We start from the raw sequence: 13,572 nt of genomic DNA, 5'->3' as shown, positions 1-13,572 counted from the left end.
CCTCAACAGTCTCAGACCCTGGAGTCCGTCCGCGTGGCGCAACACACCCCCGATCTTCCACCTGAACTTCGCCCCCTGGCCGAGATGCCGCTGCTCAAGCGCCTGGCCGCACGGTTTTTTGGTCATGGCTTGACCCGCTTGCGCGCACAGCACCGCGCGTCCTGGCTACACGGCCAGGCGGACGGTTTCCGCAGCGGGCACAGCGCCGGGGTGGATTACGGTTACAAGGAAGGCAAGCTTGAAGGGCTGGAGGAAGGCCGTCAGGTGTTGCTGATACGTGACTCGCGCAGCACCGAACATCGGCCACCCAACATTGATGACCACTTGTTCGATGATTGGCGCCTGCCGCTGTCCGCCGAGCTGAAAAAACGCATGAAAGCCGACGTTGCGCGACTCCTGCCGTCGCACGCGCAACCGAGCACTGCGCAATGGAAGATGATTTTCAGTGATACGCCGTCTACATCGGTAATTGCCGGCGCCGGTGCGGGCAAGTCGACAACGCTGGTGCTGCGCATTGTGTTGCTGACGCAGTACCTGGGGTTCGAGCTGAGTTCGATGACGGTGGTGACCTTCACCCGCGAATCGCGCAAGGATTTCATCAATAAACTGATCGAGTTGTTCGCGCTCTGGGGGCGAGCGCTCAGCTTCAAGGAGGCGCGCGACCTGGTGCGAACCTTCCATTCGCGAATCCTGCCCATGGTGCGTAGCCTGCCGGGTTTCGAGCGTCTGCAAGCCTTTGAAAACCTCAGCCACAGAACTCAAGACGCCGATGAGGAGGTGGACAGCAACCCCTTCGACCTGCGCATCAACGATGCCCAGCGTCAGCAACTCAATGCCTGTTATCACGCCTTGCACACCCGCGATGAACGCTTTCGCGAGCTGATCAAGCCATTATCGCGCCATTCCCTGCAACTCAAGGAGCTGGAGCGCGATCACCCGGATGTACAAAAACGCGTGGCGGTGACCGAGTTGGCTGCCAAGCGTGATGAAGAACTCTGCGACACCATCGAGGACCTGTGGTTTCGAGCCAAAGCCTGGCCGATCAAGGGGATAGAGCCTAATCGTCAGACGTTTGATATCAATGGGTCGACGTTCCATTGCCACGGCTATATTCCGTCGCTGGACGCCTGGGTGGTGCTGGGCTTTGATCCCCGGGAAAACCCGCAGGTGACGCGTCCCAATGCCAAATTGAGCGTGCGCGCGGAATGGGCGGTAAAACGCACCCTGTTTCAAGCTTTCTGTCATAAGCCATTGATATGGCTGGATAGTTACGAGTCGTCAAAGCGTGTTCTGGCTTCGCTGGCAGGGGATGCGAGTGCCGGGCCGGGCTTCGATTACAAGGTCAAAGGAGAACTCGCCAGCGCACCGTTGCTCGACTGTTTTGTCGCGGCCGCCGGGTTTATCGAAAACCTAGGCCTGGATGTATCGACTGCCGTCGGCCAGATGAGTTTTGGCAAAGACGACCCGGATCGGTTCTTCTTCGAAGCCTTGAGTCTGTACTGGCGAGCGCTGGAAGATCACTTGCTCGACCAGAAGCCTCCGATCATGACGTACAACCGCATGTTCGCTTTGTTCAGCGAGCACTCGCCGGAAAACCTCAAGTTGCTCAGTGATGAGATGCTGCGGCCGCTGTCGCATTTGATGATCGATGAATTCCAGGACGTATCACCGCAAATCGTGTCGTGGATCCGCGCCAGCCTGGCGGAAATCCGCAGTCGTGGCCCGGCCATGCATGTCGGGCGTGGCGCGCAACGCTCGTCGTTGCTTTGCGTGGGCGACGACTGGCAGTCAATCTACGGATGGCGCGGCAGTTCGCCGAGCTACTTCATGGAGTTCAACAAGGCGTTCTCGTCACCGAGCACCACCAAAGTCATGCTCAGCGATAACTACCGCAGCCATCAACATATCATCGACGCCGCCGAACACATCGTGCGCGCCGCGCCGGCAATCCCCGGCAAGAAGGCCAAGGCCAGTGGTGAGCCAAAGCCGTTGCTGCCGGTCAATGTACTGGATCGGGATGACCAAGGCATGGCGCAAAGGCTAATGGAGCATTATCGAAAGGGTGATTCAATCTTGATGCTTTATCGAAAAAGTAGCGATAAGTTATTGATTGAAGAGCATATTCAGCCAGTAGTTAATGTTGATTCTAGCTTGCCGTATGAAGCCAGGCGCTTGAAACAGCTGACCTATCACAGCGCCAAGGGGCTACAGGCCGACGCGGTGTTCCTGCTCGGTGATTGCCAGCACTTGACCAGTTCGCCCTACAAGAATCAGGTGTACCGCATGGCGGGCCTAAGCAAGGCTGGTGACAGCGAACCCTACGACAATGCGCAGAAAGACGAAATTCTGCGCCTGGCTTACGTGGGCATTACCCGGGCGGTGAGCCATTGCTATTGGTATGTCGATGGACAGGATGGCCAGGCGGTGAATATGCCGAAGGCTTCGGACCGGATCGGTAAGGGCAAGCCCTTCTTTTTCGATCATCGCCAAGGGAAGGCTGCGACCCTTTGATTCACCCAACAAAAAGCCCACATCAAGTGGGCTTTTCATGAGTGTGTACCTTCAGGCATAACTCCTGAGCGCCACCGGGGGAATGAATGCCTCAAGCTCATCCTCCACGGCTTCGATTATTCGTTCCACATCGGCGGCATTCATCACCGTCGCACACGGGATACCGGCAATGGCGATCATGGTTTCGCCAGTGGCTCGATCAAACAAACGGGCGATCATGCTGCCCGGCGCATCCATGCTCGCCTCGAAACCCATGGGATGAAAATGCCAGCGCATCAGCTGGCAGGCGTTTGGAAACGTGACCTTACTGAACCCTTTATTCATGTGTTGCCCGCCTTCTTCATCGAGCGCTTCCTTTAGCTCACGTTAGGAGGGAAGAGCCTTCAATGGCTCAACCGATGACAGACCTTAAAAGTAGCAGCTTGATGTGAAAATAATGTGTAATTTTCAGGCCATTTGGCGATTGCTTCTCAATTTTTATTCACACCCGGCTGCGCAAACGTTTACGCAATACCGGCGGCGTCTGTTTAGCGATTGATGCATCAGCCGAAGTTGGGCAAGCTCGGCTTTTTCACGTCGAGACCTTTATGCACGCCGAGGATGATGGCCCGCAGCAAACCCAGGCCACGGGCGATACGGTCATGCGTTATCACTTGCGCTGGAAACACCGGGATCTGGACGGCGTCATGGCGCTGTATCACCCCGAGGTCCAGTACAACGACTTTTTCCAGAACCGGGTCATGGGCCTCGAGGCGCTGCACGAGTACGTGCGCAACAGCATGCCCCGCGATCCGGACGAAGCGCTGGAGCACTCCGACCGCATTCGCCTGGATGGCAACACGGCCTTCATTCAGTACCGCATCACCTTGCGCGGCGGCGAGGGGTTGGTGTCGTTTCGTGCCAGTGAAGCGATCACCGTCAAGGACGGGCTGATCTGGCGGGTCAACGAATATGCCTCGCTGGTGCATGAGCAACCCACCCGTAAAAGTAGCGGCACTCAGCGGCCGGCGGTCAGTCGACTCGGCTTGTCACCGCGGCAGTTGAGTTTCTTGGCCGACGACCTGCAACAGTATTTCCAGCGCCAGCAACCCTATCTCGACCCTGAGCTCGACCTGCAACGGGTGGCGAAGGAGTGTGGCTACAGCCGCAACCAGATCTCCTACTTGCTCAACCAGGTGCTTGGGCAGAGCTTCTATCGCTACGTGAACCAGGCGCGCCTGCAACACCTGCTCTCGGCGCTGGACCAGGCTGCGTCACCCCTGCGCATCGACGAGCTGGCGTTCGCTGCCGGGTTCAATTCGCTGTCGGCGTTCTACAGCTGTTTCCGCCAACACACCGGGCAGTCGCCCAAAGCCTACGCCAAACAAATTTCTTTGCGTGCACGCGCGCAAGACAACGCCTGAGCCATCGCACTAGGATCAGCGCCAACGAAGTTTGATTGGCGGAGTCTTGCATGCCGGCGTGGCGCACTATCAGTTTGTGGATGGACCAACTCGACGAGCCATTGCTGGCGCGTCCGGCTCTGGAACAGGATCTGGACATCGACGTCGCGATCATCGGTGCCGGGTACACCGGCCTGTGGACAGCGTATTACCTCAAGCGTCAGGCCCCTGACCTGAACATCGCCATCATTGAGGGGCAAACCGCCGGTTTTGGCGCATCGGGTCGCAATGGCGGCTGGTTGATGGGTAATTTGCTGGGCGAGGACCGGCTTCTGGCTGGCCTGTCGCCCGAGCAACGACGGGCTTCTTACGATCTATTGCACGCCATTCCGGATGAAGTAGAGATTGTCCTGGAACGTGAAGGCATCGACTGCGATTACCGCAAAGGTGGCGCCCTTTACTGCGCCGCTCGCTACCCGGAGCAGGAAGCCAGCCTGCGTCAGTACCTGGACAAGCTCTACAAGCAAGGGCTCAACGAAAGCGATTACCGCTGGCTCAGCCCGGAGCAATTGGCGCAGCAGATCCGGGTCGCCAAACCCTACGGCGGCATTTACGCTCCGCACGTGGCGACCATTCACCCAGCCAAACTGGTACGCGGGTTGGCGCGCACGGTGGAGCGCATGGGCGTGCGCATCTATGAGAACAGCCCGGTGACCCAATGGCAGTCCGGCAGCTTGCGCACGGCGAAAGCCTCGGTGCGCAGCCGTTGGATTGTGCCGGCGGTAGAGGGCTACTCGGTGACGCTGCCGCCGTTGGGGCGTTATCAGTTACCGGTGCAAAGCCTGATCGTCGCCACCGAGCCACTGACCGCCGCCACTTGGGACGAAATCGGCCTGAGTCGTGGCCAGGCGTTCAGTGAAAGCAGCCGTCAGGTCACATACGGCCAGCGCACAGCGGACAACCGGCTGATCTTCGGCGCCCGGGGCGGTTATCAGTTTGCCGGCCAGTTGCGCCATGACTTCGACCTGACGCGCAGCGAAATCGAGCTGCGGCGCTATCTGTTCGGTGAATTGTTCCCGCAACTGAAGAATGTACAAATCACCCACGGCTGGGGCGGCAACCTTGGCATGTCGCGACGCTTCAAGCCACACATGCTGTGCGACCGGGTCAGTGGCATTGCTCTGTCCGGCGGTTATGGCGGGGAGGGCGTGGGCGCCAGCAATCTGGGCGGACGAACCTTGGCCGACCTGATCCTGCAACGCGATACCGAACAGGTCTGTCAGCCATGGGTCATTCCCCAAAGCGGACTGGACGCGCTGCGGGCCTGGGAGCCCGAGCCCTGCCGCTGGCTCGGTTACAACGCGATCATCCGCAGCTTTGTCCACGAAGACCAAACCCTCGCCAACCCGGCCACCGCACCTTGGCGGCGCAAGCTCGCCAGTGGGGTGGCCGGGTTCATGGAGGGTTTCATGCAGTAAACGGCGCGTTTCACAACCACAGGTATTCCCATGAGCATCACGCACTTCAAAAACACCGCAAACCTGAAGCTGGAAGAGTCGAACCCGGTCGCCGTACCCCTCGGTACGCCGGTGGCCGTGGCCTCGACCACCGGTGTCGAGCGCGACGACGGCGTCGAAACAGGCGTCTGGGAATGCACCCCCGGTCGCTGGCGGCGGCAGATCGTTGCCCAGGAGTTCTGTCACTTCATTCAGGGGCGCTGCACCTTCACCCCGGACGATGGCGAAACCCTGCACATAGAAGCGGGTGACGCACTGATGTTGCCCGCCAACAGCCTCGGCATCTGGGATATCCAGGAAACCGTGCGCAAGACCTACGTTTTGATTTTTTGAGTTCTTTTACGTTTGAACGCTGATCCCTTGATTGCCTGCCAACAAAAACAACCTCAACAGGAATCGACTCATGATCCGAAAGACACTGACACTGGCCCCGCTGATGCTGGTCGCCTCCATCAGCCAGGCGGCTGACACCGTCAAAATCTACAACTGGTCGGACTATATCGCGCCGGACACCACGAAGAACTTCCAGAAAGAAACCGGTATTGCCTTCACTTACGACGTCTACGACAGCAACGAAACCCTCGATGGCAAGCTGATGACCGGCAAGTCCGGCTACGACGTTGTGTTTCCGTCCAACCACTTCATGGCGCGGCAGATCGAAGGCCGGGCGCTGAAGACACTCGACAAGTCTCAGCTGCCGAACTGGAAGAACCTCAATCCGGTGCTGCTCAAGGCCCTGCAAACCAACGATCCGGGCAACGAACACGGCTTCCCGTACCTGTGGGGCAGCACAGGCATCGGCTACAACATTGCCAAAGTCAAAGCGGTGCTGGGCGATAACGCACCGGTGGATTCCTGGGACTTGATCTTCAAGCCGGAAAACATGCAAAAGCTGCAAAAGTGCGGCGTCGCCATCCTTGACAACGGCCCCGAATTGTTACCCGCAGCGCTGAATTACCTGGGCCTGCCGCATCACAGTAAAAACCCGGACGACTATAAAAAGGCCGAGGCCTTGCTGATGAAGGTCCGGCCTTATATCAGCTACTTCCATTCGTCCAAGTACACCAGCGACCTGGCCAACGGTGATATCTGCGTGGCAGTTGGCTTCTCCGGTGACATCCTGCAGGCGGAAAATCGCGCCAAGGAAGCCGGCAATGGCATCGACATCGGTTACTCGATTCCCAAGGAAGGCGCTGCTATCTGGTTCGACATGGTCGCCATGCCTGTCGATGCGCCGGACGAGAAGGCCGGTTACGCCTTCATGAACTACTTGCTGCGCCCGGACGTTATGGCCAGCATCAGTAACTACGTGCATTACGCCAACGGCAACGAACAGGCAGACAGCCTGATCGACCCGGCCATCAAGAACGACACCAAGGTCTACCCGAGCCCGGACATGATGGGCAAATTGTTTGCCCTGGAAGCCATGCCGCTGAACATCGACCGGATTCGGACGCGGGTGTGGAACAAGATTCGTACCGGTAGCTGAGCCGTCAAACGCGAACAGGCTCGCACCCACGACGGCTTGGACTACCTTGTGGGAGCGAGCCTGCTCGCGATGAACGAAAATTCGGCCCTCAGTCTTCCTGGCGAATCGTCGTTACTTCTTCTGCCTTGACCTTGACCTTCGCGCCGGAAATATCCTCGAACTCGAAGAAGCCATCCTGGGTCTTGGTTTTCGGCATGTCCCTGGTCAAATACTGGGTGCCGTTCTGCAGGGTTACCACGGTTGGCGTCGAGCAACCGGCGAGGGCCAGAAAGGCTGCTGCCGCCAAGGGCAATCCCAGAATCCTGATATTCATAACCACCTCTTAAACAAAAAAGCTGCATCTATTGCGCACGGCAGCACCTGTAACGCGGTTGGTTCCATGGATCGGCGGAAAGTTCTGCGCCCCCAAAAAAATAGCTGTCAGCGCCGCCGCTTATCCTTTTCCGTTTGCGCCGGGGAGGTGGTTGCTGGTATCTGTACGCATAACCAGTACTCGCTTGCCATGGCCTCTATCTCCTGTGACTGAAAATCCCCTCGACGATCCGTTCTATTACTTGAATAACTTCATGCAAGTCATTGATTGGCTTGAATATCGTTATGCTGACGTGCTGAGCAACGAGGAGCATTGCTTTATTCATGAATTCAAGGGCTTGCCACGCGAGTCCCGGGCATTACTGGTCCGCATGATCATGCGCAAGGGTATTCACTTCAGGGCCGGCAAACTGCATTACGCCGAAATCGGCGACATCGCCGCCGCTGCCAGTCCGCTGCTGGGCCTTGGGTGGGTGGATGAGCAGATGCCCCTGACGGTCGAGGAGCTGTTCGAGGTGCTGCTCAAGGCCGAAATTCTCCAGTGCCTGGGTTCGTCCATCGATCAGCCCAGGGGAAAAAAGACAGAATGGCTGGCGGTACTGAGTGAGCAATTCCCAGAGGCCCGCAGTTTCAACCAGTGGAGCCCGACGCTCGGTGATCGCTTGTTCAGCCTGACCATCATGGGCCTGTGCGACCGCCTGCGCTTGATGTTCTTCGGCAATCTTTACCAGGACTGGTCCGAGTTCGTGCTGGCGGACCTCGGCATCTTTACCTACGAAAAAGTCGATTTCTGCGCCGACTCCCGAGGCCTGCGTAGTCGTGAGGACGTGGACGCCTGCATGTTCCTGCACCAATGCCAGCAACTGTTCGAGGCGGGTGAGGCGCTGGTCGATGTGGTCGGGCGGGTCAACGGACTGACGTTGAGCAACCCATGGCTGCAAAGGCGTCGGGACAAACTGCTGTTCCAGATCGCTCAGCATTGCGAACGAATTGCTGATTTTGCTACTGCGCTGGCGCTTTATCGCCAGTGCAAATATCCCGGCGCGAGGCTGCGATCAATCCGCGTGCTTGAGCGCTGCAGCGAATTTGAATTGGCGCTGGAACTGGCCATCCAGGCCGAACACATGCCAGAAAGCGCTGCCGAACAACAAGTGTTGCTGCGGATGTTGCCAAGGCTGCGGCGCAAGCTCGGCGGGCCGCCGATGAAACGCCCGTCGCCCCGGGAAATGCTGCGTCTGGACCTGCACTTGCCGCGCACCGACCTGGCGTTATCGGTGGAGCAATACGTCCAGGCCCATCTCTCGGAAGACGAGGCACCGGTCCATTACGTCGAAAACACGTTGATCAACTCGTTGTTCGGCCTTTTGTGCTGGCCTGCGATTTTCGCGCCGTTGCCCGGCGCCTTTTTCCACCCGTTCCAGCGTGGGCCAGTGGATCTGCTCAACGAGGATTTCCGTGAACGCCGGGCAGATTTGTTCCGGGCGTGCCTGGCAGAGCTTGACGACGGTCGTTATCGACAGACCATCCGTGAACGCTTTATCGACAAATGGGGCGTGCAGTCGCCGTTCGTATTCTGGGGCGTGCTCAACGAGGCGTTGCTGGAGCAGGCGCTCGACTGTTTACCGGCGGAGCATCTCAAGCACTGGTTCGACCGGTTGTTGCTCGACATCAAGGCCAACCGCGCCGGCATGCCCGACTTGATCCAGTTCTGGCCGCAGCAAAAGACCTACCGCATGATCGAAGTCAAAGGGCCGGGGGACCGCTTGCAGGATAACCAGCTGCGCTGGCTGGAATTCTGCCACGAACACCGCATGCCGATTGCCGTTTGCTACGTGCAATGGGCGGAGCAAGGCGCTTGAGCTACAGCATTGCCGTACGGGCGCTGTGTGAGTTCACCGCCAAGGTCGGCGACCTTGACCTGCGCTTCACGCCGTCGCCAACGGCGCTGGAAGGCATTGTCGGCCATCGCACGGTGGCATCCCGGCGCAGCGAGGACTACCAAAGTGAAGTCGCCCTTGAAGGGCTGTTCAAAAGCCTGAAGGTCAAGGGCAGGGCGGACGGCTACGATCCGGCGCAAAACTGCCTGGAGGAAGTCAAAACCTACCGTGGTGACTTGAGCAGGCAACCGGCCAATCACCGTCAACTGCATTGGGCGCAAGCGAAGGTCTACGGCTGGCTGATGTGCCAGAAGCTGCAGCTTGAGCGGATCAATCTGGCGCTGGTCTACTTCGACATCGTCAGCGAAAAGGAAACCTGCCTGGTCGAGTCCTTCAGTGCCGGGCAACTGCAGGCGTTTTTCGAGGAGCATTGCCTGCTGTTTTTGCACTGGGCCGAACAGGAAATGGTCCATCGCGAAAGGCGTAATCGCGCGGCGCAGCAATTGAAATTTCCCCATGCCGGTTTCCGGCCGGGCCAGCGCCATCTCGCCGAATCAGTGTTCAAGGCCCTCAGCACCGGCTGTTGCCTGATGGCCCAGGCGCCGACCGGAATTGGTAAAACCGTCGGTACCTTGTTTCCGATGCTCAAGGCCCTGGCGCCGCAGCAACTGGACAAGGTGTTTTTCCTCACCGCCAAAACCCCGGGGCGCAAGCTGGCACTGGACGCTGCGCAGGTGATTCTCGACAGCAGCGATGCGCTGCCCTTGCGGATTCTGGAGATGATCGCTCGGGACAAAGCCTGCGAGCATCCGGACAAGGCCTGCCACGGCGAATCCTGTCCGCTGGCCCAAGGTTTCTACGATCGCTTGCCTGCGGCGCGTCAGGCGGCCAGTGAACGGAGCCTGTTGAACCAGAGTGCTCTGCGCCAGGTTGCTCTGGAACATGGGGTTTGCCCGTATTACCTGAGCCAGGAGATGGCCCGCTGGGCAGACGTGGTGGTCGCCGATTACAACTATTACTTCGATTTCAGCGCCTTGTTGTTCGGTCTTGCCCAGGCCAATCAATGGAAAGTCGCGACGCTGGTGGACGAAGCCCACAATCTGGTGGAGCGTGGCCGTCAGATGTACAGCGCCAGCCTCGACCAATCGGCCCTCAATGGCGTAAGAAAAACCGCCCCCGAAGCATTGAAAAAGCCACTGCAACGGGTCAACCGCGAATGGAATGCCCTGCACAATCAGCAAGCAGGCGTTTATCAGGCTTATGACTCGCCTCCGCAAAAGTTGCTGCAGGCTTTGTCGTCGTGCAGTGCGAGCATCGGCGACTATCTGAACGATCACCCACAAGGACTGGACAGCGCGCTACAGAACTTTTATTTCGAAATGCTGCAGTTTTGCCGGGTGGGCGAGCTCTTCGATGAGCAGTTCCTGTTCGATATCAGCAAGCGCGACCTGGAGCGCAAAAAAAACCTGTCGCAGGTGTGCCTGCGCAACGTGGTGCCTGCCGGCTTCATCGGTCCGCGTTTGACGGCTGCACGCAGCACCGTGCTGTTTTCTGCGACGCTCAGCCCTCGGCACTATTACGCTGACTTGCTGGGTACGCCGGCGAACACTGTGTGGATTGACGTTGAATCGCCGTTTCACGCCGACCAGCTACAAGTGCACATCGTCAACCAGATCTCCACGCGGTTCGTCCATCGGCAGGCGTCGCTGGCGCCGATCGTGGAGCTGATCGCGCAACAATTCAGCCGCCGCCCCGGCAACTACCTTGCTTTCTTCAGCAGCTTCGATTACTTGCAGCAAGTCGCGCAGCTATTGGCCGAGCGCTATCCGCAGATCAATCTGTGGTCGCAATCGCGCGGGATGGTTGAGGAGCAGCGCCAGCAGTTTCTCGATCAATTCACCGCCGAAAGCCAGGGTGTTGGTTTTGCCGTATTGGGCGGGGCATTTGGCGAAGGCATCGATTTACCCGGTGCACGCCTGATTGGCGCGTTCATCGCCACACTGGGGCTGGCACAACTCAATCCCGTCAATGAACAATTGAAACGACGCATGGCGGCGATTTTCGGGGCGGGCTACGACTACACCTATCTGTATCCCGGCGTACAGAAGGTCGTGCAAGCCGCAGGCCGTGTGATTCGCACGCAGCAGGATCAAGGGGTGGTGATGTTGATCGATGACCGCTTCGGCGAGAGCAAGGTCAGGCAATTGCTGCCTCGCTGGTGGTCAATAGAGCCGACGCTTTTTCACTCCGCCCAGTAGGATTTATTACCTTTCAAATCATGGACATAAGTTGAATAAAACCGCGGTTTGAACAATCGCTGGAAACGCACTTTATTGGAATGGCCCTTCACCGGCTCTTCGATAAGGAAATCGAGCGATGTCAGAAGCACCGACATACCCCTAACGACCTGTATGCCTACGTCGTGAAGTACGCTTACCGTTAACCGCTCGTTCAGTGGTTTTACGGCTTTCCAAATTTCTGGTTTGTCGCATACTCCCCACATCAACCAATACAGAGGGATCAATGAGCGAAGATCAAACCAATACCACGGCTTTCGAGGACAGGCGTTTTCGTTTGTTGATCGATGCGGTCATTGACTACGCGATTTACATGATTGATCCCGACGGCATCATCATCAGTTGGAATGCGGGTGCGCGGCGTTTCAAAGGTTATGAAGAAGCCGAGATCATCGGGCAGCACTTTTCGCGCTTTTACACCGATGACGATCGCCGTGTCGGCAAGCCGCAAAAGGCCCTGGACACGGCGATCCGCGAGGGGCGTTTCGAAGGCGAGGGCTGGCGTGTGCGCAAGGACGGCACGCATTTCTGGTCCCACGTGGTGATCGACCCGATATACGACCCTTCGGGCCAATTGCTCGGTTTTGCCAAGATCACGCGGGATTTGACCGACCGTAAGATGGCGGAGGAAGTCCTCAAGCAAAGCGAACAACAATTCCGCCTGCTGGTGCAAAGTGTCACCGACTACGCAATCTACATGCTTGCCCCGGATGGACGCCTGACCAACTGGAACCCGGGCGCTCAGCGCATCAAGGGCTATGCGCCCGAAGAGGTCATCGGCCAGCATTTTTCGATGTTTTACACCCCTGAAGACCGCGTGGCCGGCGAACCCCAACGAACTCTCGATATCGCTGTGCGTGAGGGGCGGTTTGAAAACAAAGGCTGGCGCGTGCGCAAGGACGGCACTCGCTTCTTCGCGCACGTGGTAGTGGACCCCATCTGGGGCGAGACGGGCACCTTGCTCGGGTTTGCCAAGATCACCCGCGATATCACCGAGGTGACCCAGGCGCAGCAAGCCCTGGAAAAAACCCGCGAAGCGCTGTTCCAGGCGCAGAAGATGCAGGCTATCGGCCAGCTCAGCGGCGGTATCGCCCATGACTTCAACAACTTGCTGACCGTTATCCTCGGCAACCTGGAAATCGTCCGTAAGCGAATGTCAGACGACCCGAAAATTACCCGGCTGCTCGACAACGCCACGCAGGGCGCCTTGCGCGGCGTCTCCCTGACCCAGCGTATGCTGGCATTTGCCAGGCGTCAGGAACTCAAATCCGAACCCGTCGAGATACCGGCACTGGTTCACGGCATCTCCGGGCTGCTGCGCAGCTCGCTCGGGCCTTCGGTGGTCCTCGAAACGCGTTTTCCCCCAGGGCTCGAACCGGTGCTGGCCGACGTCAACCAGCTTGAGTTGGCCGTCCTGAACCTGGCAACCAATGCCCGTGATGCCATGCCTCACGGTGGAAAAATCGTCATCAGCACCCGGACAGAAGATGTTCGTGATGACGCTCGACCGCCGATGGAAGCGGGCCGATATGTGTGCCTGTCTATCACCGATACGGGAGAGGGCATGGACGACGCGACGCTGGCATCGGCCATGGACCCGTTTTTCACCACAAAGGGGCTGGGTAAGGGGACTGGGCTGGGGTTATCGATGGTCCACGGTTTTATCGAACAATTGGGAGGGCGGTTCGTCCTCAACAGCAAGAAGGACCACGGAACAACCGCAGAGCTGTGGTTGCCCGTCGCGAGCAGTAACGAGCCCCGCAACGCGGTTATCGATGAGCCGGTCACGCCGCAGGTGTCTCGGCTGAGCGTGCTGGTGGTGGATGACGATGGTCTGGTGCTGACCAGCACCTGTTTGTTGCTTGAGGACCTCGGCCATCGGGTGATCGCAGCGACATCGGGCGCGCAAGCGCTGAAAATGTTAGAAGGCGATCAAGCCATCGACCTGGTCATCACCGATATGGCGATGCCGCAGATGAGTGGCGCGCAACTGGCGGACGCTATCCGTAGGCTCAAACCGGACATGCCGATTATCCTGGCCACCGGCTATGCAGAGCGTCTTGAAGAGTTTGAGGCCGGGTTGCCAAGATTGTCGAAGCCGTTTACCCAGCTCAACCTGGTGGAGATCATTGCGTCGACAATGAAGTGATTGCAAATTACGACCACAGAAGTGGCGAGGCAGCAAGC

The 13,572-nt window shown here is 58.3% G+C and carries 10 protein-coding genes; 8 read left to right on the top strand and 2 right to left on the bottom strand.

All coding sequences use genetic code 11. The features are described from left to right. Positions 1–33 precede the first annotated feature (33 nt). Complete coding sequence (locus BVK86_RS02935) at positions 34–2,511, top strand: UvrD-helicase domain-containing protein (RefSeq protein ID WP_075945000.1); 2,478 nt, start codon at positions 34–36, stop codon at positions 2,509–2,511. 51 nt (positions 2,512–2,562) lie between these two features. Here BVK86_RS02935 and BVK86_RS02930 read toward each other — a convergent pair whose 3' ends face one another. Continuing rightward, a complete protein-coding gene (locus BVK86_RS02930; RefSeq protein ID WP_034148820.1) occupies positions 2,563–2,835 on the bottom strand; it encodes a DUF1652 domain-containing protein in 273 nt (90 codons plus the stop codon). A 263-nt stretch (positions 2,836–3,098) separates the two neighbouring features. Between BVK86_RS02930 and BVK86_RS02925 the strand changes: the two genes are divergently transcribed. From BVK86_RS02925 to BVK86_RS02910, 4 genes are all read left to right on the top strand, one after another. Beyond that, positions 3,099–3,914, top strand: a complete 816-nt coding sequence (locus BVK86_RS02925) for a helix-turn-helix domain-containing protein (RefSeq protein WP_075944999.1) — start codon at positions 3,099–3,101, stop codon at positions 3,912–3,914. A gap of 50 nt (positions 3,915–3,964) precedes the next feature. Further along, positions 3,965–5,371: an NAD(P)/FAD-dependent oxidoreductase gene (locus tag BVK86_RS02920; protein ID WP_075944998.1), complete on the top strand. Its 1,407-nt coding sequence runs from the start codon at positions 3,965–3,967 to the stop codon at positions 5,369–5,371. Positions 5,372–5,401: 30 nt separating this feature from the next. Beyond that, positions 5,402–5,743: a cupin domain-containing protein gene (locus BVK86_RS02915; protein WP_075944997.1), complete on the top strand. Its 342-nt coding sequence runs from the start codon at positions 5,402–5,404 to the stop codon at positions 5,741–5,743. Positions 5,744–5,813: 70 nt separating this feature from the next. Further along, positions 5,814–6,899 carry a polyamine ABC transporter substrate-binding protein gene (locus BVK86_RS02910; protein ID WP_075944996.1) on the top strand — a complete coding sequence of 362 codons (1,086 nt, stop codon included), beginning with the start codon at positions 5,814–5,816 and terminating at the stop codon, positions 6,897–6,899. A gap of 88 nt (positions 6,900–6,987) precedes the next feature. On the opposite strand, the gene BVK86_RS02905 is transcribed toward BVK86_RS02910, so the two are convergent. Beyond that, positions 6,988–7,212: a YgdI/YgdR family lipoprotein gene (locus tag BVK86_RS02905; RefSeq protein ID WP_075944995.1), complete on the bottom strand. Its 225-nt coding sequence runs from the start codon at positions 7,210–7,212 to the stop codon at positions 6,988–6,990. 205 nt (positions 7,213–7,417) lie between these two features. Here BVK86_RS02905 and BVK86_RS02900 point away from each other — a divergent pair, with 205 nt between their 5' ends. The 3 genes from BVK86_RS02900 to BVK86_RS02890 all read left to right on the top strand — a co-directional run bounded on the left by BVK86_RS02900 (position 7,418) and on the right by BVK86_RS02890 (position 13,534). Beyond that, positions 7,418–9,070 carry a VRR-NUC domain-containing protein gene (locus BVK86_RS02900; protein WP_331717005.1) on the top strand — a complete coding sequence of 551 codons (1,653 nt, stop codon included), beginning with the start codon at positions 7,418–7,420 and terminating at the stop codon, positions 9,068–9,070. Continuing rightward, positions 9,067–11,346: an ATP-dependent DNA helicase gene (locus BVK86_RS02895; RefSeq protein WP_075944994.1), complete on the top strand. Its 2,280-nt coding sequence runs from the start codon at positions 9,067–9,069 to the stop codon at positions 11,344–11,346. The genes BVK86_RS02900 and BVK86_RS02895 overlap by 4 nt, the downstream gene beginning before the upstream one ends. A gap of 265 nt (positions 11,347–11,611) precedes the next feature. After that, entirely contained in the window at positions 11,612–13,534 is a 1,923-nt protein-coding gene (locus tag BVK86_RS02890) for a hybrid sensor histidine kinase/response regulator (RefSeq protein WP_075944993.1), read from the top strand. The last annotated feature ends 38 nt before the right edge of the window (positions 13,535–13,572 follow it).

The organism is Pseudomonas reinekei, assembly GCF_001945365.1.
GTDB classification, from domain to species: domain Bacteria; phylum Pseudomonadota; class Gammaproteobacteria; order Pseudomonadales; family Pseudomonadaceae; genus Aquipseudomonas; species Aquipseudomonas reinekei.
This window is presented reverse-complemented; position numbering and strand designations above follow the sequence as displayed.